Here is an 18,640-nt window from a genome sequence, read left to right as displayed (position 1 = left end):
TACTTTTATGCCGTTCTCTTTGAGCACTTGCGAAGCTCGCTGGCGTTATACACCGTGGAGTTTTGCAGCCTGAGAGATTGGCAATTTCACCGCTAAATTATCAACGGCGTCCTTAATCATTTTTTCTTGTTTAATTCCCATAAATCCTACTATTTCAATATGTTAAATAGATATCATAATAATTGATATACTATGGAGATTAAATGTCAAGAAAAGTAATTACGAAATCGTAACAGCAGTTACGCAAAAGTAATAAGGGGGGTGTAATAAGACTTAGGAAGAGTTATGAGGTACTAGAAAGGAGAAGTGGTGGTGATACTGGAAAATTTCTTTCGTGGTTAATTATGCGAAAGTATCTGGAAACAGGAGAGAATTTTCCAAGTATTGTGTGACGGATGTGAGACGGAAGAGCAGGAAAACAAAAAGCACCTAGAGGGTGATCCCTCTAAGTGCTTGATATTTGTGGTGCCTAGAGCGAGAATCGAACTCGCACGGGCGCTAAGGCCCACGAGATTTTAAGTCTCGGGTGTCTACCAGTTCCACCATCCAGGCGACTGGTTGCTTTTAACACATGTACAATATTGTTGTCAATCATCATCCTTTCTAAATGATGAATATTTTTCTTCATCTACGAAGTTGATATTGTAAAATCCATGTATCTCAGTGCAACATACCTGCAATAATACCTTAAATACTGTGACTTGCGTTTTGTACAATGTGCAACATATCTCTTACTGCCTTTTCAATACCAGTAAAGGCGGCTCTTGCAATAATTGAGTGGCCGATGGAAAGTTCCTCAATTGTATCAAGGGCAGCAAGAGGGGCTGTGTTTTGATAGTTGAGACCATGGCCGGCATTAACTCGTAAACCAAGGGAAACGGCATATTCAGCAGCTTCTTCTAAAAGCATAAACTCATGTTGCTGATCCTGCTCAGACAGGGCGTCACAATATCGACCGGTATGTAATTCAACAAATGTAGCACCAATCTCACTGGCGGTTGCTATCTGCTCTCTGTCAGGATCAAGAAAAAGTGAAACTGGAATAACGCCTTTACTCATTTTATCAATGGTTTTAGCTATTTTTTTCTTTTGTGTGACAATGTCGAGACCGCCTTCTGTGGTGAGCTCTGCTCTTTTTTCGGGTACCAGTGTTACTAGATCAGGCTGAACTTCAAGGGCTATTTTGATGATGTCTTTGTTTGCCCCCATCTCAAGGTTCATTTTTGTTTTAATGGTTTCCCGCAGGAGGAACACATCTCGATCCTGTATGTGTCTTCTATCTTCTCGCAGGTGAACAACGATACCACTTGCTCCTGCAAATTCACATATCGCAGCAGCAGCTACCGGGTCGGGCTCAGTTATCCCCCTTGCTTGTCTGATGGTCGCAATGTGATCTACATTAATTGCAAGGTTAGTCATCTGGTGTCCTCTTTTGTGGTTAATTTTGTTTAGAATTTCCTGTTCTCGTGAAAACATAGTTTTGGCATCTGCTTCGGACCGCTCATGGTCATAACCGAGGAGGTGTAACATGCCATGGGTGAGGAGCCAGGATAATCGTTGATGAAATGTCTGTTTGTATTCGGTCGCTTCTTTTAGTGCTGTTTCAAGGGATATGACAATATCTCCAAGTTCTGTCACTTCTATTTGAGAAAGCAGCGATTTATCAGCTCCGTCAGCAAATGGAAAGGATAATACGTTAGTCGGAGAATCCTTATGGCGATATTTCAGGTTTAATTCGTGTATCTGTTTGTCATCGACCAACGCAATACTGACATTCTGATTGGCGACCTCACACTCCTTGAGTAGCCAGTCAGATAATCGTAATAGTTTATCACGTTGCAACGGGTAGTGAGACGTTGAACACTCTATTTTAATATAGGAAGGCACGGTAACCTCAGTTAACTGTTTTCGTAGGCATTAATGATTTTTTGAACCAGTGGATGGCGAACAACATCTTGCTGTGTAAACGTGCAAAAACCGATTCCCTCAATATTGGAAAGCAACTTTTTGGCCTGCAGGAGCCCCGATTGTGTTTTAACTGGCAGGTCTATCTGGGTGGAGTCACCAGTTATGACAGCCCTTGAATCAAAACCTATACGGGTAAGAAACATCTTCATCTGTTCCTTGGTCGTATTTTGCGCCTCATCTAATATAATAAAGGCATTACTGAGAGTTCGCCCTCTCATAAAGGCCAGTGGCGCTATCTCAATTACTTCCTGTTCAATTAAATCTGCGGCTCTTTCAGGACCTAGCAGATCATTAAGTGCGTCATGCAGCGGGCGCAGATAGGGATTTACTTTTTGGGCAAGATCACCTGGGAGAAAACCAAGTTTTTCTCCAGCCTCAACAGCAGGTCGTGTTAATATGATGGACCTGACTTCACCTGTTGCAAGGGCAGATACAGCCATTGTGACAGCAAGGTACGTTTTACCGGTACCAGCTGGGCCATTACCAAACACGATATCGTTTTGCCGAATGGCATCAATATAGATCTTCTGGTTTTGGGTTTTGGGAGAAATGACTCGGTTCTGTGTGGTGACATAGACCTTATCAAGAAATATTCTGCCAAGCTTTGCCTTTGGGGTCGCCTCAAGTACTTTAAGTCCAAAAACGAAATCTGAACTGTAAATTGGGTAGCCTTTACCTATCAGTTCATAGAGCTGTTGTAACAGGTCGGCTATAAGGTCTGTATCATGGGCAGGACCCGTGATCTTGACACTATTGCCTCTAGCACTAATTATAACATCTGTGCTTTTCTCTAACGCCTGCAGGTTACGGTTCAAATCACCATAGAGCAGGCAGGCATTATTGTTGTCAGCAAAGGATAGTTCGCGATTAATTATATTTTGATTCATACTTTTATACTATTAACCCCGTAAGCGAGGAGACTACGGGATACGTACCTTGTAATTTATGAAAGCTTTTCCTAAGTAAGGTATTAATTCGCGAGTTTTTGCAGTTCTTCATTTATGATTGCCTGGTAGCCCTGCGGACTTCGTTGCTGAGGGCGTCTGCCATTAATAAATACTGTAGGTGTGCCAGTTACACCCGCTTTCTTGGCATCCTGTAGATCTTTTTCAACTTTAGCTAAGATTTCAGGAGACTTGCTGTCTGCCTTGAATTTGTCGAGATCAAGTTGTAACTCAGTCGCTAGCTCTTCAAAGGTTGCGTCAGTGAGTTGTTTCTGACTGAAAAGTAGATCATGGTATTCCCAGAACTTCCCCTGCTCATGGGCTGCAAGGGCCGCATACGCAGCCGGTCTTGCCATTTTGTGGAACTTAAGTGGCATGTTTTTAAGGACAACTTTGACCGTTTTAGGATTTCGTTGTAACACCTCATCAATAAGCGGTCCCATTTTACTACAGTAAGGACACTCAAAATCAGTGAAAAGGGTGAGGGTGATGGGAGCATCGGCTGGTCCCTCGAAAGGAGATCCTTTTGTATCTATAGTATGGACAAATGCAACGCTTATTGCCTGGAACTCATTTTTACTGTTGTCTACGAGGTAGAGTCTTTCTCCCTGGGGGGAAATATCAATTGAAGAAATGTTGTCGGAAACAGGGATCGCACCCTGGAATTTTCCACTGGCATCAAAAATTTTCACTTCAGACGTATCTGTCAGTACATAAACAAATTTAGCATCTAATGAGTGAACCATGTCGAGAGGTTTTGCACCAATAGACCACTTGCCAACTTGACTCCACTCCACCAGATTGTCTTTACCTTCCGTTGGCATTGCTGCAGGGGCTTGTGTTGCTATAGCTAAAGAGAGAAGACAACCTGTAAATATTTTTGAATACATTATAAATCTCGTATATAAATAATTAATCTTAAAAGTGAAAGTCACTCCATATAATTCTGGCACAACAATAGCCACTCTCCGTTGTTTTCGCAAGAAACTCTAATGGCAGTTTAGATAGTATGATTAAAAAAAATAAAACAACTGAAAATAATACTAGCATCGAGATGCCTAAGGTGATATAAGTCTTTTCTTCATTGCATGGGAGCACAAAAACGCAATTGCGCACTTGACGACTTGATAGTTGTGAATTATCTAGTACCGTTTTATGGGTGTGGTTGAGTTTAAGATTGCTACCATTTTGGATAGAACAGTTTTACACTGTTTTATTTGAAGAATTAAAAATTGGATGCGAGGGTGGCGGAACTGGTAGACGCACCAGACTTAGGATCTGGCGCCTTACGGTGTGGGGGTTCGACTCCCCCCTCTCGCACCATTTTTTTATACCAGCCAAAAACCTCACCTGCTATTTTTCCACTCATTATAACGTATTTCCAAGTTTTCCCGGCACTTCCTTTTTTTAGAGGTTAAATGGTGTTGTTGAGTGGAAACAGGTGGATATTATAATTTTAATAAAAGGAAGGTACATCGATGGATGTAAAAGTCGAAGAAATCAGCGCTCTTACAAGAAAAATCACTGTCACAATCCCCTCAGAGACTGTTCAACCATTATTGAACAAGGCGTATGATAAGCTAAAAAAAGACGTCAAGATGAAGGGTTTCCGTCGTGGTAAGGTACCCAAAAATGTAATTGTCAGAAATTACAAGGGTCAGGTTGAAGGCGAAACCGGTGAGACTTTGGTTCAGGAAAATTATTTTGCCGCAGTAGAAAAAGAGGGTATTGACCCAATTGTACATCCTGATGTTAAGGAAGTTAACTATGCGGATGACGGTTCTTTCACTTTTGTTGCTGAAGTTGATGTTCGACCTGAGTTTGAGCTTGGTGAGTATAAAGGTCTGGAAATTGTAAAAGAAGAAGTTCTTGTTACAGATGAAGAGATCGGTCTTGAGCTCAACAGCCTGCAAAAAGAAAATGCACCACTAGCCGAAGTAACAGATCGTGCCGCGAAAAATGAAGATGTCGTTGTGGTTGACTTTCAGGGATACCATGAAGGCACCGAAATGGCACAGGTAAAAAATGACGATTACTCTGTTGATATTGGTTCCGGTAATATGGGTGCTGATTTCGAGGAGAAGCTCGTAGGTATGAAGGTTGGTGAGGAAGCAAGCCATGAGGTTGACTTTCCTGAGACCCATCCAAATCCTGTACTAAAAGGCAAAAAAGTTGAATTTCGCATCAAGGTTAAGAAGGTTCAGGAGCGTGTTCTTGCTGAACTAAATGATGATTTCGCAAAAGATGTTGGTGAGGGTGTTGAGACCCTTGAAGAACTCAAGGCGTCTATCAAGGACAAGATAACCAAGCAGCGCGAAGAGACTGCCCAGGGCGTTCTTACCGACAGAATGATGCAGAAACTTCTTGAAAATCATGAGTTTGATGTTCCTAAGCGACTTGTTGCTTTTGAGATCGAGCAGATGATCAAGCAGACCGAGCAACAGTTTGAGCAGGGCGGAATGAGCCTTGAAGCTGCTGGCCTCTCTAAAGAAAAGCTTGCAGAGCAGAATGCCCCTGTTGCAGAACAGCGCGTTCGCGGCGACTTTATCTTAAAGAAAATCGCAGAAAAAGAAGACGTTAAAGTTGAAGACGAAGATATGGAAAGAGGTTTCAAGCGTATTGGTGATATGTATAATATGCCAGTTGCTAAGGTTAAGGAATTCTTCCAGAGCCGTGACGACCTTCTCCCATTTATGAACGAGCTACTCAACGAGAAAATTCTCGGTTGGTTAAGAGATCAGGCTGTTTTTATTGATGCCCCTCCTGCTAGTGAAGAAACTGAAAAACCTGCAGAAGAAGAGGCTGAAGTAAAATAAGCGGTTAAAAGCTGCTAGAGATGCCTTGCATCTCACCTTATACGTCTTATAATGAGCATGTGATTATTCAATTTAACATATGCTTAGTATAGCGAGTTAATAACAACGACTGCATCTGGTTTAGTACCTTATGCAGTCGAACCGTTTTAAGGAGAGAAATAGATGAATCTTGTGCCGATGGTGGTTGAACAGAGTCCTCGTGGAGAGAGAGCTTTTGATATATATTCACGCTTATTGAAAGAGCGTATTATTTTTCTAGGCTCCGGTGTTAATGATGATGTTGCAAATGTCATTGTTGCCCAGCTCTTATTCTTAGAAGCTGAGAATCCTGAAAAGGACATAACATTTTATATTAACTCTCCTGGTGGATCTGTGACTGCTGGTATGGCAATCTATGATACAATGCAATATGTGAAGTGCGATATCGCCACACTTTGTATGGGACAGGCAGCATCCATGGGTGCATTTTTACTTGCTGCCGGAACGGATGGTAAACGATATTCTTTACCAAACGCTCGTATTATGATACACCAGCCTATGGGGGGATTCCAAGGTCAGGCAACTGATATTGACATCCAGGCAAAAGAGATACTGAGAATGAAGAGTGATCTTAATAAATTGCTGGCCCACCATACCAAGCGAACAATAAAGAAAATTTCAGCAGATACTGAACGGGATTATTTCATGAGTGCTGTTGAAGCGCAGAAGTACGGTTTAATTGATAAAGTTCTTACTAATCGAGATGAACTGGTAGAGGAAAAAAGTGATGGATGATGTAAACGACAACGGACCTGACTGTAACTGCTCGTTTTGTGGAAAAAACCAGGATGAAGTCGAAAAGCTTATTGCAGGTCCAGATGTGTTCATTTGTGATGAATGCATTGAACTGTGTAATGAAATAATTCTGGAAAAAGATGATGTTGAAGGTGTCGAAGAGGCTGAGGATGAGCAGATCACCCTTAAGCCCATAGAGATCAATGAGCATCTTGATGATTATGTAATCGGGCAGGATTTTGCTAAAAAAGTCCTATCTGTTGCAGTACACAATCATTATAAGAGAATTGATGCTCCAACTGATATCGACTCTGTTGAACTGCAGAAGTCCAATATTATACTCATTGGACCTACTGGCTCAGGTAAGACACTTGTTGCCCAGACGTTAGCTCGCATATTAAATGTTCCCTTTTGTATGGCTGATGCAACGACTCTGACGGAAGCTGGATATGTTGGAGAGGATGTGGAAAATATCCTTGTCAGTTTGCTCCAGGCTGCTGACTATGATGTGGACAAGGCGCAACGTGGTATCATATATATAGATGAGATCGATAAGATCGCCAGAAAGTCTGATAGTCCGTCCCTTACAAGAGATGTCTCAGGTGAAGGTGTACAGCAGGCACTGTTGAAGATAATAGAAGGAACTGTGGCGTCTATTCCACCAAAAGGTGGGCGCAAGCATCCTCAGCAGGAGCTTGTACAGATTGATACCACCAATATCCTCTTTATTGTTGGTGGTGCTTTTGTCGGTCTCGATAAGGTTGTCAGTCGTAGACAGGGCGCAAAATCTATCGGTTTTGGTGCTAAAGTGACCGGTGATGAGAAAAGAAAGATTGGTGAATTACTCCGGTTAGTACAGCCTGAGGATCTTCTCAAATTTGGTCTTATCCCAGAGCTTGTTGGTCGACTTCCTGTTATTGCAACCATGGAAGAGCTGCTTGAAGAAGACCTTGTGCGGATTCTAAAAGAACCAAAGAATGCCCTGACAAAACAATATCAGAAACTTTTTGAGTTTGATGGTGTGAATCTTAGGTTTACTGAAGGTGCACTTTCGGCAATTGCTCAGAAAGCACTAACCAGGAAATCCGGGGCCAGAGGCCTGCGTTCTGTTATGGAATCCTCAATGCTCGAGGTAATGTATGACCTGCCTTCCAAAGAGAATGTGCAGGAATGTGTTATTAGTGAGCAGGTGATTAATGAGGGTGATTATCCGGTTATTCTTTACCACAATAAGGGTAATGAAGAATTGAAAACTGGTTAGTACCTTAGAATTCATTTTCTTGTTTATATTGTTTAAAATGATTTCATGAAGGTACTTATCCCGGCTTATTTCCAGTTTACCGGGGTTGATACGTTTTTTCGTGAGTTAGTAAAGGAGATTTTGTGACAAAACTTTACCCCCTTATGCCATTGCGGGACCTTGTGATTTTCCCGCACATGGTTGCACCATTAGTTGTGGGTCGAAAGAAGTCCATTGCAGCCCTTGAGGATGCAATGGAAAAGAAAACAGATATACTTTTGGTAACCCAGAAAAAATCTACAGTGGACGAACCAGGCACTGAAGATTTGTATGAGTACGGTACCCTGGCAAGTGTTATGCAACTTCTTCGACTTCCCGATGGCACAATAAAGGCCCTTGTGGAAGGTAAATCCAGGGCAAAGCTGATCTCATACGTTCCCCACGATGATTTTTTACAGGCTGAAGTTGAAGAACGAGATGATGAATCAGTTGGATCTGCAGCTGTAGTTGCCTATGAGCGAGAGCTACGAAAATTCTTTGAAAAATATGCCCTTGGTAATAAGAAAATTGCCAAAGAAGTTCTTGTTTCTATTAAGGCTATTGATAATCCTCTGAAGCTTCTAAATGTAATCTGTTCCCATTTACCCCTTAAAAGTGATGAGAAGCAGACAATTTTAGAAGTTGAGCCTCTTGCTAATCGAATAGAAAAAGTCCTGGAGATACTCAATAGAGAGATTGAACTCAGCGAGATTGAGAAATCAATCAACGCAAAAGTTAAGATGCGAATGGGGAAAACCCAGCGTGACTACTATCTCGGTGAGAAGGTTCGTGAAATCCAGACTGAGATTGGCCAGAATGAAGATGGTCTTGATGAGATGGGCGAACTCGAGCAGAGCATCAATAAGAAAAAGATGCCTGCGATTGCCAAAGAAAAGGCAATTAAAGAGTTCAAAAAACTTAAAAATATGCCACCGATGTCTGCTGAGACAACGGTGGTGCGTAACTATATAGACTGTATTGTTAGTCTGCCGTGGAATAAGAAGAAAAAGTCCAAGATAGATATTAATAAGGCTGAAGTTATCCTTAACGAAGATCACTACGGTCTTGAAAAGCCTAAAGAGAGAATCCTTGAATATCTGGCCGTCCAGGCTCAGGTAAAGAAGATCAAAGGGCCAATTCTCTGTTTGGTAGGGCCTCCAGGTGTAGGTAAAACCTCCATATGTAAATCCATTGCACGGGCCATGGGCAGAAAGTTTGCCCGTTTATCTCTTGGTGGTGTGCGTGATGAGGCTGAGATTCGTGGCCATAGACGTACCTATATTGGAGCAATGCCAGGGAAGATCATTCAGTCCATGCAAAAGGTTGGCTCATCTAATCCTGTCTTTTGTCTTGATGAAGTAGACAAGATGTCCATGGATTTTAGGGGAGATCCTTCTTCGGCTCTTTTAGAAGTGCTTGATCCTGAACAGAATGTTGCCTTTAATGATCATTATCTGGATATCGATTATGATCTGTCTGAAATTTTCTTTATAACTACAGCGAATAGTCTGCATGGTATTCCTGCTCCTCTCCAGGATAGGATGGAGATTATCCAGATCAGTGGTTATACCGAAGAAGAAAAGCTTAAAATCGCCGATGGATACCTTATTCCCAAGCAGGTTAAGGAAAATGGGTTCAAGAGCGGTGATATTCAGATGACTGATGGAGCTATTCTTGAGGTTGTTAGACGGTACACAAGAGAAGCCGGAGTACGAAATCTTGAGCGTATCGTTGCCTCACTGTGTAGAAAGATAGCACGTGAGCGTCTGAAAAAGGATCTTAAAAGCAAGAAATACCGAGTTGGTATGCAGTCGGTACTGAAGTATCTTGGAACACCAAAATTTCGCTATGGTCTTGCTGAAGAAAATGACGAAATTGGTCTTACCACAGGGCTTGCATGGACTGAGGTTGGAGGGGAGTTGCTGCAAATAGAAGCTACCCTTATGGCCGGTGCTGGAAAGCTAATCATTACCGGTAAGCTTGGTGATGTTATGCAGGAATCAGCTCAGGCGGCACTCAGTTACGTTAGGTCCAGAGCCGATGTATTAGGTCTTGATGCTGATTTCTATCAAAAGCTCGATATTCATATTCATGTGCCTGAAGGGGCAATTCCAAAGGATGGTCCATCTGCAGGAATTACCATTGCGACGACCTTGGTGTCAGCCCTAATAAAGGCTCCGGTGAAACATCACATGGCGATGACCGGGGAAATTACCCTGAGGGGTAGGGTGTTGCCGATCGGTGGTTTAACTGAAAAACTTCTCGCGGCGAGAAGAGGGAACGTGACCCACGTTTTGATTCCAAAAGAAAATGAACGTGATCTCAACGATGTACCTCTTAAAATTCGTAAGGCTCTTACCATAGATGTAGTGAATCATATGGACGAAGTTTTGGACTTTGCACTGGTAGTTGGTGAGGGTGAATCCGTTTTTAAAAAGCAATAAGTTTTTGAAATAGAAACGAAAAAACTATTGTTGAATGAATATGTAAAAACTTTTGTTTTTAGCTTGACGTACCAGAGGGAAGTTGGTAAAAAACGCCTCACAATTCGTTGCGAGGGCGACTAGCTCAGTTGGGAGAGCATCGGCCTTACAAGCCGAGGGTCACAGGTTCAAGCCCTGTGTCGCCCACCAAGCAACGAAGTATCTCATGGAGCGGTAGTTCAGTTGGTTAGAATGCCGGCCTGTCACGCCGGAGGTCGCGGGTTCGAGTCCCGTCCGCTCCGCCATGAGGTTGAAGGTTTTATAGCAGTACTATCGAGATGGGCGACTAGCTCAGTTGGGAGAGCATCGGCCTTACAAGCCGAGGGTCACAGGTTCAAGCCCTGTGTCGCCCACCAAGTAAAGAAACATCTCGTGGAGCGGTAGTTCAGTTGGTTAGAATGCCGGCCTGTCACGCCGGAGGTCGCGGGTTCGAGTCCCGTCCGCTCCGCCACGAGGTTGATTGTTTTATAGCAGTTGTATTGAGATGGGCGACTAGCTCAGTTGGGAGAGCATCGGCCTTACAAGCCGAGGGTCACAGGTTCAAGCCCTGTGTCGCCCACCATCACAGTATAGAGTTTCTGGAGCGGTAGTTCAGTTGGTTAGAATGCCGGCCTGTCACGCCGGAGGTCGCGGGTTCGAGTCCCGTCCGCTCCGCCAGAAAAGAAAGGGTTTGTAGCTTAGCTACAAACCCTTTTTCTATTTTCCCCCTCCTGAAACCTTGTCTTTAAACCTGTTGTTCACCTTGTAGACAAAGGCCAGGACCTCGGCCACTGTTTGATAGAGGTCCACGGGGATATCCTCACCAATATCCACTTTTGCAAGTAATTCGACCAGATTTGGATCCTGCTGTATATGTATGCCGGCCTCCTCGGCTGTTTCGATGATCTTTTCTGCAATAGTACCCTTTCCACTGGCAATGACCTTAGGAGCTGAAGCTGAACTGTCATCATAAAGAATCGCAACAGCCTTTTTTTGTTTGGACCTCGGTTCCATATTACACCTTAGTATCGAGCATGGATTGACCTTCTGGCACCACCTGTTTTATAAGGTCGCTTATGGGGTCTGTGGCATCCTCAGCAAATGAGATACTTATGTTGGGTACATCGGTAATTGCATCTGTGAGTTCTTTTGAATACTGCTCAATAAACTCCATCTTTTCCAAAGATTCTGCTCTAAATCGAATGAGAAGATTTTCGGGTGTTTTGACAAAATCAACACAAATATTACCAAGATCAGTCATCGTAAGATGCAATGAAAATCTAAATTCCTCTTGTTCCCCAGAGCCGTCGCTGGAACCATCTTTTGCGATACGTAAGTAACCTGCTTCGACAAACGGTAAGGGGAGGGGAAAGATAAGAAACGAATCGTTACTTGAATTGAGCTGTGTAAGTTGAAACAGCTCTATTGTGGTAATGACTTTATTGGTGCTATTGGCAATTGTCTCAGCATTTTTGAAGGAGTGTGCAACTTCGAGTAAGGCCGCCTTTAGTGTGGCAGCAGCACTCTGTTTATCCCCCCTGGCGAGGTGATGTTCAAGGTTGAGGCCAATACCTTCAAGGAGTTGTTTTAATATGGCTCCTCCACCCTGGGTTCCAATGTCCGTCTGCTGGAGGGAAAAAAAACTCTCGAGGATCGACTGACTTGTAGGCGTGAGTGATTGGAGAGGGGATAAAGCTGATTGACTGAAACTTTGAAAAAGACTACTGAGGTCGATGTTTTTGCCAACAAGTGTGAGGGATTTTCCAACAAACTGATTGAGGGTATCAGTTACAATCTTGAGTTCGATCTGTGGACTGGTTTGAGTAACTTGAAGCTGGAGATTTTGGCCGATATTAAGTTTAGCCTGGGACTGGGCCGCAAGTTTATTGCCACCAATATCGAGTATGAACTGATCAGGTCCCTTGGCTTCAACAACCACTGCTTTAATCAGTTGCCCTAAGGGTAACTGGCCTTGCTGTGATTGTTGCCCCCGGCCCTGTGATGTCGTAGAGCCTACAGGAGGTATGGATGTAAGAGGGCGAATGGTATCCATACTTATGTGTCGGTTATTTTATCAAAAAGTTTATCTGTATTTTATCCAAGAGCAACTATTTGAAAAACTGTACTCCTGTTTACAGAACTGTGAGACCGAAATGTTAACTGGGGTTTGTCCTAGCCAACCCACTAATTGTCTTTAACTTGCACCTTTAATCGAAGCATCTGCCGTTGCAAGACAAGACAGGTTCCAATGATGATGTCTCTGTCTTCATCGGATATATCATCAAAATGATAGGCAACTTCATATCGCCCGTCGTGAAGTTTATGTAGTCTGACCTGGTGGGCGAAAACTGATACAGTTTGAGCCTCTGCGGTAGGGACTACAATTTCAAGGCGTATGTGTTCAGTCTGTGGAGGTTTTTCCTCAAAAATGGCCAATATACCACTGCCACTAATATCTACAGTTGTTCCTGGGGTAGCCTGCCCTTCACTAGTATTATCAAAAACAGCTGTCTCAAATGATTTTGAGATAACACTCGTTACAGCATCTACTCTAAAAAATTCTCGCATTTGTTCATGGCTAAAAGATTTTCTAACTATTAGATCGATAGTTTGAGAGTTAGGTATATTTAGAATATTGGCTTCCAGTGAAAGGGTGGGGCCACCCATATCAATATTAATGATGGCTGGTTTGCTGGTATCTATTTCATCGACAGGCAGGACCCCGGGTTTAAAGATGAGTGAAAACTTTGGGGAGGATGTCTGTTGATAGATACATTGAGCCCGTATCATATCCGGTCGATTCAGAAGTGGAAGAAAAAGGTGAACGGGCTTCCCGTCAGAAATGTTATTTAGAATGCTGATATCTTGGGTCATAATAGATGGGCTCGGAATAACCTATAATTGATCATTTAAGTGCATTATTGCATGTTTGTAGCAGGAATGACGGAGAGACTAATTCTTAGCGAACCTCTATCACATACCAGAAAAGCTATGTATTGAATTTATTTTAGCATTTTTTGAGATTTGCATCAAGAAAACATGAAGTCAATTCTATTGATCATTGGATGTGTTACTCATAGCAATACCTCACTCTTACAGTTTTGCCATTATTTAGAGTATCACCTGTCAGTCATCATATCAGCTTTCTCAAGTAGCATCTCAACACGTGTTCCTGAAATCTTTAGTTTTATTTTAATATTAGCTCAATTAAAAAATCATTAGTCCTAGTTTCGTCTATTTGTCAAGAAATATCTAAATTTTCATAATCCTCCACCGATAAGTTTATCAGACTGGACATCTAATTTGGAATTTGGACAATTTGTATTACAAAAATATACGGCATTGAGGCCGGTTAGTATCTCATGGAGGATCATTAAAAATGGCACTTACTATAAACACCAATATTTCATCTTTAAATGCCCAGAGAAACCTAGGAAAAAGTCAGAATGATTTGTCCCAATCTATGGAGCGGCTTTCTTCGGGTCTTCGCATCAACAGTGCTAAGGATGATGCTGCAGGTCTTGCCATCTCAGATAGAATGACTGCGCAGATCAAAGGTATGAATCAGGCTGCACGGAACGCTAATGATGGTATTTCAATGGCGCAGACAGCGGAAGGTGCCTTGCAGGAAAGTACCAATATTCTTCAACGACTTCGGGAGTTGGCTGTACAGTCTGCCAATGATACCAACAGTGCCTCTGATCGAGCATCGCTGAACGAAGAGGTGACTCAATTAGTGGCTGAAATTGAACGGATTGGCAGAACTTCGGAATTTAATGGTCGAAAAGTTATTGACGGTACGATGAATTCTGCAACCTTTCAGGTCGGGGCAAACGCTGGGGTCAATCAGACCATTACTTTCGCTATTGAAAGTGCTTTATCTGCGGACCTCAGTTATGTGGGTACCGTAATTGATGCACCAGCAGGTCTCCCAGTTAGCGGAACTAACATGATCGCACCACTTGGAACCGGAGAGTTGGTAATCAACGATAATATTGTTCGGGCAACAGATGGTACCAATATTGATCTCGTTGATGCTATTAATAGTGCAGACCCAACTGTTACTGCAACTGCAGTCAATTCTCAGACATTCCCCTTTGAGGATATATCACTTGAGCGTGGTACTGCAGCGATAGTTACAGGTACAGCGATTACAGAAGCGGTGGCCGGAACAGGAGATCTGACTATTGCCGGGCAAAGTGTTGGCGCAGTACCTCTTGGAGCGGGCGCTGGTACAACTGCCGCAACTCTTGCAACAGCTCTAGAAACAGCAGCAACTGCTGGTGGACAAACGATAACCACTTCAGTTGGTGCCAGCAGTGCTTCGCTCAACAGTTCAGCATTCATCACGGTAACAGGAACGACTGCTGGTAGTGCAACATACTCATTGACCATAGCTGGAGAACCAGTTGTGGCTACAGTTGATCCACAGGTTACAACCATTGATGCCGACTACGTGAATGGAGCCATTGAGGCATATGACTGGGCAGGTGCTGGTATTACTTTTACAAATAATGGTGGGGCATTATCCGGCGATTATACCTTCAGTGATGCGACAGGTGCTGATATACAAATTGTAGAAGGTTTTGTAGGTGATGCTGCAACTACAACAGGTTTAGATGCCGCTGCTGGGGCCTATGATGATACCACCTATGGTTCTGTCTCTATTTCATCTGCTACAGATATTATTATAGGTGGCTCAAATGCCGACACCGCCGCTGCTTTTGGACTTTCTTCGGGCACAACAGAACCCTCAGGTGTAGCAGTCGGGACCTATGTCCTGAGTGTGGGTCCTGATGTGGCGGGACTTACAGATGTTGCTGTTGATGCAGGAGCCGATGGTGTTGTCAATGCAATTGATGTTGTAACTGCTCTTGAAGCTGCGGGTTATACTGCCTCAGTCGATTCAGACAACAATATTACTGTTGCTAATGCAGATGGTGCAAATTTAACCCTGCAAGAGGTAACAACAGGAACAAATACCGGAGAAGGTTTTGCCGCAACAGCAGCTGATGCAACAGGGGTTGTTCATCAGGGGCAGGTTACTCTCGATAGTATCGCTGATATAGTTATAACCGGAACAGGTTTAGCTGCAGCCGGACTGGACACCACCGGCAACGCTACTACTACTATTGATCGAGTGAGCGTTGATACCCGTGAAAACGCCTGGATCGCCATTGCAAGCGTCGATGCAGCCTTAGAGGATATTGATACTATTCGTGGCGGTCTGGGTGCCGTGCAGAATCGTCTTGAATCGACTATCAGTAATTTAAACAGTATATCGGAAAATCTCTCTGCCGCACGTTCACGTATACTTGATGCGGATATCGCCATGGAGACTTCCGCCATGACCAAGAATAATATCCTCCAGCAGGCTGGGGTTTCTATACTGGCCCAGGCTAATCAGACGCCTCAATTAGCATTGTCACTGCTGCAGGGCTAAGAATTCCCAGGTCTCTGCCAGGAGTGTTCCAATTCACTGCATGGGAACGCTCCTGGGTCTATAGGGGAAATTAAGGTCAAAGAAAAAATTATAGTTAACTATAACTCTCTGTAATCATATATAAATAGAAAAAATTTAAAAAAAATATCAAAAAAAGAACTTTTTATCTAAAGATTATGAAGCAACCAGACGACAAGAGAATAAGGAAAGGTTCTTTGACTTTCCAGTGTTTTTCTGAAAAGCTGGTTAATAAGCATCAAAAACATAAAATATTAAAGGAGGGGCAACGGAAAAAAAACTATATTGCAAACGTAATACGTAATACACATGTTGTTTTATTAAACAGGGCAAGGATGCCCGAATTAACACACTCATTCATGGAGGAATGAAAACATGGCTATAACAATTAACACAAATGTAGCGTCTCTTAATGCCCAACGTAACTTAGGTAAATCACAGGGTGCCTTAAACAATTCTATGCAGCGCCTCTCTTCTGGTCTGCGAATTAACTCAGCAAAAGACGATGCTGCTGGTCTGGCGATTTCCGATCGTATGACCTCCCAAATTCGAGGTCTTAACCAGGCCGCCCGTAACGCCAACGACGGTATTTCCCTTGCTCAAACAGCTGAAGGTGCTCTTCAGGAAAGTACAAACATCCTGCAACGTATGCGTGAGCTTGCTGTCCAGTCTGCAAACGATACAAACAGTGCCTCTGACCGTGCCTCGCTCAACGATGAGGTAACTCAGTTGAAAGCTGAGCTTGACCGTATTGCTGAAACAACTGAGTTCAATGGTAAAAAAGTAATTGATGGATCCCTTGAAGACGCAACCTTTCAGGTTGGTGCTAATGCAGGAACAAACCAGACAATTTCTTTTGATATTTCCAGTGCCGCCGCGGCTGATTTAAGTCAGGTGGGTACTACCATTGATGCTCCGAATGGTACAGCCGTTGCGGGTACCAATGTCACCGGTACTGCAGTGCTTGCTGCGGGCTCCATTAGTGTAAATGGCACTGATATTGCGGAGACAGCTTCAGGTTCCAATGCTGATATAGCATCAGCAATTAACACAGCTGCTGGTAGCACTATTGCCACTGCTGTAAACTCTCAAACCTTTGCTTTTGAAGATGTTGCTCTGGAAGGTACAGTTGATGCAGCAGTTGCTTCAACCCAGACAACAGATGGTGAAGCAGCGGTGGAAGAAATTCAGACCATGGATCTCACTGGCATGACCGCTGGTGCTAGTGCTACATTACAATTCACTTTCACTGGTGGCGCTACAGTAGACTTCACCACTGCTGCTTCCGCTATTACTGGTGATGGTGACATGGATGCCGCACTTAATGGTCTGACGGCAACAGATACTGCCGGTATTGATTGGGTTATGACGGCCAATAGCGGTGATGGTAGTGTAACCCTCACCCAGGCGGCCACTGACGGAAATGCAGCACCTTCAGGTGGAGTTATTACTGGGGTTACCGGCCACACCGCGCCGCCTACTACACCTGGTTTTAGTTTAGATACGCCTGGTGTAGCAGCACAAGCAGAAGTTCAGTCGTTTGATTTGACCGGCTTAACTGTAGCTGATGGTGAAACGCTTACTTTCACCATCGATGGTGAGGAAGCTGTCTATACCAACAGTTCCGGCGGTGATTTGACCGAAGCTGCTTTGGCAACTGATATTGCGGCAAATATTGGTACAACTGGAACTGTAAGTCTGGCGACCAACGGAGATTATACATTTACTTCTGGCGCAGGGAATGCTCTTACCATGACCCAGGCTGCAGGTAACGAGTCTTCTATTGGTCTATCTTCAATGCAGTCTGAGAATACTTCTGTAACAGGTACTTATACTTTATCTGTTGATACTGTAGATGTAAGTGTTGCTGCAGGAGCCGACGGTACTGTTAATGCAAGTGATGTTGTTTCAGCATTGACAACTGCTGGTTATACTGCATCTGTTGATGCCGACAATAATATCACAGTCGCAAATAGTGATGGTGCTGATCTGGTTATGCAGGAAGTAACGACCGGAACCAATACCGGTGCTGGTTTTGCTGATGCTGCTGCTGATGCAGTTGGTGTATCCCACGAGGGGCAAATTTCCCTCGATAGCACCTCTGATATTTCTTTACAGGGCGCTGGGCTGGCAGCAGCAGGTCTTGATGCTGTTGGTAATGCAACAACAACCATCGATCAGGTAAATGTTGCGACCCGCGAGGATGCATGGGTTGCAATTGAGTCTGTTGATGCTGCTCTTTCCGATATCGATACCATCCGTGGTGGTCTTGGTGCGGTGCAGAATCGTTTTGAATCTACTATTGCCAACCTGAACAATGTTGCAGAGAACCTTTCTGCTGCCCGTTCTCGTATCCTTGATGCGGATATCGCCATGGAGACTTCGGCAATGACTAAGTCTAACATTCTGCAACAGGCTGGTGTATCTATTTTGGCCCAGGCCAACCAGGCACCGCAGTTGGCTCTGTCACTCTTAGGTTAATCAATTAAATAAACTCAACCTGGGGGCTGGATGTTTCAGCCCCCAGTTTAGGTATTGATAAACCGGGATGTGTCGTTTTGAAAAGGAGTATATTATGCAAGTTGAAGCAATTAACGTAACAGGGTCATCACTTCAGCAGTTACCAAAGGCTAGCGACACTATTGAGGCTGGACGTAAGGAGCTCGCCAAGGGAGATGCGAACCTTGAAAAAAGTAGCAGCGGCGATAAAACTGCCGTTCAGCCCGAAGAGATTTTAAACCAGATTAAGGGGCTTACTGAAAACGGACAGTACAGTGTGCGCTTTGAAAATAGTCAGGAATTTGATGAACTCGTTGTAAAAGTTGTTGATACAGAAACAGATGAGGTTATCAGGCAGGTCCCTGCTGAGGATGTTTTGGGGATGAAAGCCACTTTGGAAGATTTGCGCGGTCAGATTGTAAATACTTCCAGATAAG

The 18,640-nt window shown here is 43.6% G+C and carries 13 protein-coding genes, 8 tRNA genes and 3 pseudogenes; 16 read left to right on the top strand and 8 right to left on the bottom strand.

All coding sequences use genetic code 11. The features are described 5' to 3' along the window. Positions 1-463: 463 nt before the first annotated feature. From ACX6CI_RS08685 to ACX6CI_RS08665, 5 genes and pseudogenes are all read right to left on the bottom strand, one after another. Positions 464-552, bottom strand: a tRNA-Leu gene (locus tag ACX6CI_RS08685). A 135-nt stretch (positions 553-687) separates the two neighbouring features. Further along, complete coding sequence (locus ACX6CI_RS08680; protein WP_458778453.1) at positions 688-1,419, bottom strand: pyridoxine 5'-phosphate synthase; 732 nt, start codon at positions 1,417-1,419, stop codon at positions 688-690. Positions 1,420-1,443: 24 nt separating this feature from the next. After that, positions 1,444-1,887: pseudogene (ybeY, locus tag ACX6CI_RS08675) on the bottom strand (rRNA maturation RNase YbeY); the annotation flags it as partial. 11 nt (positions 1,888-1,898) lie between these two features. After that, positions 1,899-2,855: a PhoH family protein gene (locus ACX6CI_RS08670; RefSeq protein ID WP_458777762.1), complete on the bottom strand. Its 957-nt coding sequence runs from the start codon at positions 2,853-2,855 to the stop codon at positions 1,899-1,901. An 83-nt stretch (positions 2,856-2,938) separates the two neighbouring features. After that, positions 2,939-3,802 carry a thioredoxin domain-containing protein gene (locus ACX6CI_RS08665; protein ID WP_458777761.1) on the bottom strand — a complete coding sequence of 288 codons (864 nt, stop codon included), beginning with the start codon at positions 3,800-3,802 and terminating at the stop codon, positions 2,939-2,941. 348 nt (positions 3,803-4,150) lie between these two features. On the opposite strand from ACX6CI_RS08665, the gene ACX6CI_RS08660 reads away from it, so the two are divergent. The 11 genes from ACX6CI_RS08660 to ACX6CI_RS08610 all read left to right on the top strand — a co-directional run bounded on the left by ACX6CI_RS08660 (position 4,151) and on the right by ACX6CI_RS08610 (position 10,921). Further along, a tRNA-Leu gene (locus tag ACX6CI_RS08660) sits at positions 4,151-4,235 on the top strand. Between the two features lie 155 nt (positions 4,236-4,390). Further along, on the top strand, positions 4,391-5,728 hold the full coding sequence (gene tig / locus ACX6CI_RS08655) for a trigger factor (protein ID WP_458777760.1): 1,338 nt from the start codon (positions 4,391-4,393) through the stop codon (positions 5,726-5,728). A 162-nt stretch (positions 5,729-5,890) separates the two neighbouring features. Beyond that, entirely contained in the window at positions 5,891-6,502 is a 612-nt protein-coding gene (gene clpP, locus ACX6CI_RS08650; RefSeq protein WP_458777759.1) for an ATP-dependent Clp endopeptidase proteolytic subunit ClpP, read from the top strand. Then, entirely contained in the window at positions 6,495-7,763 is a 1,269-nt protein-coding gene (clpX, locus tag ACX6CI_RS08645; RefSeq protein ID WP_458777758.1) for an ATP-dependent Clp protease ATP-binding subunit ClpX, read from the top strand. The genes clpP and clpX overlap by 8 nt, the downstream gene beginning before the upstream one ends. Positions 7,764-7,906: 143 nt before the next feature. Beyond that, positions 7,907-10,225, top strand: coding sequence for an endopeptidase La (lon, locus tag ACX6CI_RS08640; RefSeq protein WP_458778452.1), 2,319 nt, complete (start codon positions 7,907-7,909; stop codon positions 10,223-10,225). A gap of 113 nt (positions 10,226-10,338) precedes the next feature. Further along, positions 10,339-10,414, top strand: a tRNA-Val gene (locus ACX6CI_RS08635). An 18-nt stretch (positions 10,415-10,432) separates the two neighbouring features. After that, a tRNA-Asp gene (locus tag ACX6CI_RS08630) sits at positions 10,433-10,509 on the top strand. 35 nt (positions 10,510-10,544) lie between these two features. After that, positions 10,545-10,620: transfer RNA gene (locus ACX6CI_RS08625), tRNA-Val, on the top strand. Between the two features lie 18 nt (positions 10,621-10,638). Further along, a tRNA-Asp gene (locus ACX6CI_RS08620) sits at positions 10,639-10,715 on the top strand. A gap of 35 nt (positions 10,716-10,750) precedes the next feature. After that, positions 10,751-10,826: transfer RNA gene (locus tag ACX6CI_RS08615), tRNA-Val, on the top strand. 18 nt (positions 10,827-10,844) lie between these two features. Next, positions 10,845-10,921: transfer RNA gene (locus tag ACX6CI_RS08610), tRNA-Asp, on the top strand. Positions 10,922-10,960: 39 nt separating this feature from the next. Here ACX6CI_RS08610 and ACX6CI_RS08605 read toward each other — a convergent pair. From ACX6CI_RS08605 to ACX6CI_RS08595, 3 genes are all read right to left on the bottom strand, one after another. Then, entirely contained in the window at positions 10,961-11,257 is a 297-nt protein-coding gene (locus tag ACX6CI_RS08605; RefSeq protein WP_458777757.1) for an EscU/YscU/HrcU family type III secretion system export apparatus switch protein, read from the bottom strand. A gap of 1 nt (position 11,258) precedes the next feature. Then, positions 11,259-12,296: a hypothetical protein gene (locus tag ACX6CI_RS08600; RefSeq protein ID WP_458777756.1), complete on the bottom strand. Its 1,038-nt coding sequence runs from the start codon at positions 12,294-12,296 to the stop codon at positions 11,259-11,261. Positions 12,297-12,427: 131 nt separating this feature from the next. Further along, positions 12,428-13,117, bottom strand: a complete 690-nt coding sequence (locus ACX6CI_RS08595; RefSeq protein WP_458777755.1) for a PilZ domain-containing protein — start codon at positions 13,115-13,117, stop codon at positions 12,428-12,430. A 505-nt stretch (positions 13,118-13,622) separates the two neighbouring features. Here ACX6CI_RS08595 and ACX6CI_RS08590 point away from each other — a divergent pair. From ACX6CI_RS08590 to ACX6CI_RS08570, 5 genes and pseudogenes are all read left to right on the top strand, one after another. After that, positions 13,623-14,033 (top strand): annotated as a pseudogene (locus ACX6CI_RS08590) (flagellin N-terminal helical domain-containing protein); the annotation flags it as partial. A gap of 12 nt (positions 14,034-14,045) precedes the next feature. Next, the gene (locus tag ACX6CI_RS08585; protein WP_458778451.1) at positions 14,046-15,686 is read left to right on the top strand and encodes a flagellin; all 1,641 of its coding nucleotides are present in this window, start codon (positions 14,046-14,048) and stop codon (positions 15,684-15,686) included. A 393-nt stretch (positions 15,687-16,079) separates the two neighbouring features. Beyond that, positions 16,080-16,442: pseudogene (locus ACX6CI_RS08580) on the top strand (flagellin N-terminal helical domain-containing protein); the annotation flags it as partial. Positions 16,443-16,898: 456 nt separating this feature from the next. After that, on the top strand, positions 16,899-18,185 hold the full coding sequence (locus tag ACX6CI_RS08575) for a flagellin (RefSeq protein ID WP_458778450.1): 1,287 nt from the start codon (positions 16,899-16,901) through the stop codon (positions 18,183-18,185). 94 nt (positions 18,186-18,279) lie between these two features. Further along, positions 18,280-18,639 (top strand): flagellar protein FlaG, encoded by a 360-nt coding sequence (locus ACX6CI_RS08570; protein WP_458777754.1) that lies wholly within the window; start codon positions 18,280-18,282, stop codon positions 18,637-18,639. The last annotated feature ends 1 nt before the right edge of the window (position 18,640 follow it).

Source organism: Desulforhopalus glucosivorans, from assembly GCF_054397165.1.
Note: the sequence above shows the minus strand (reverse complement) of the source record. Positions and strands in the feature narration are given on the sequence as shown.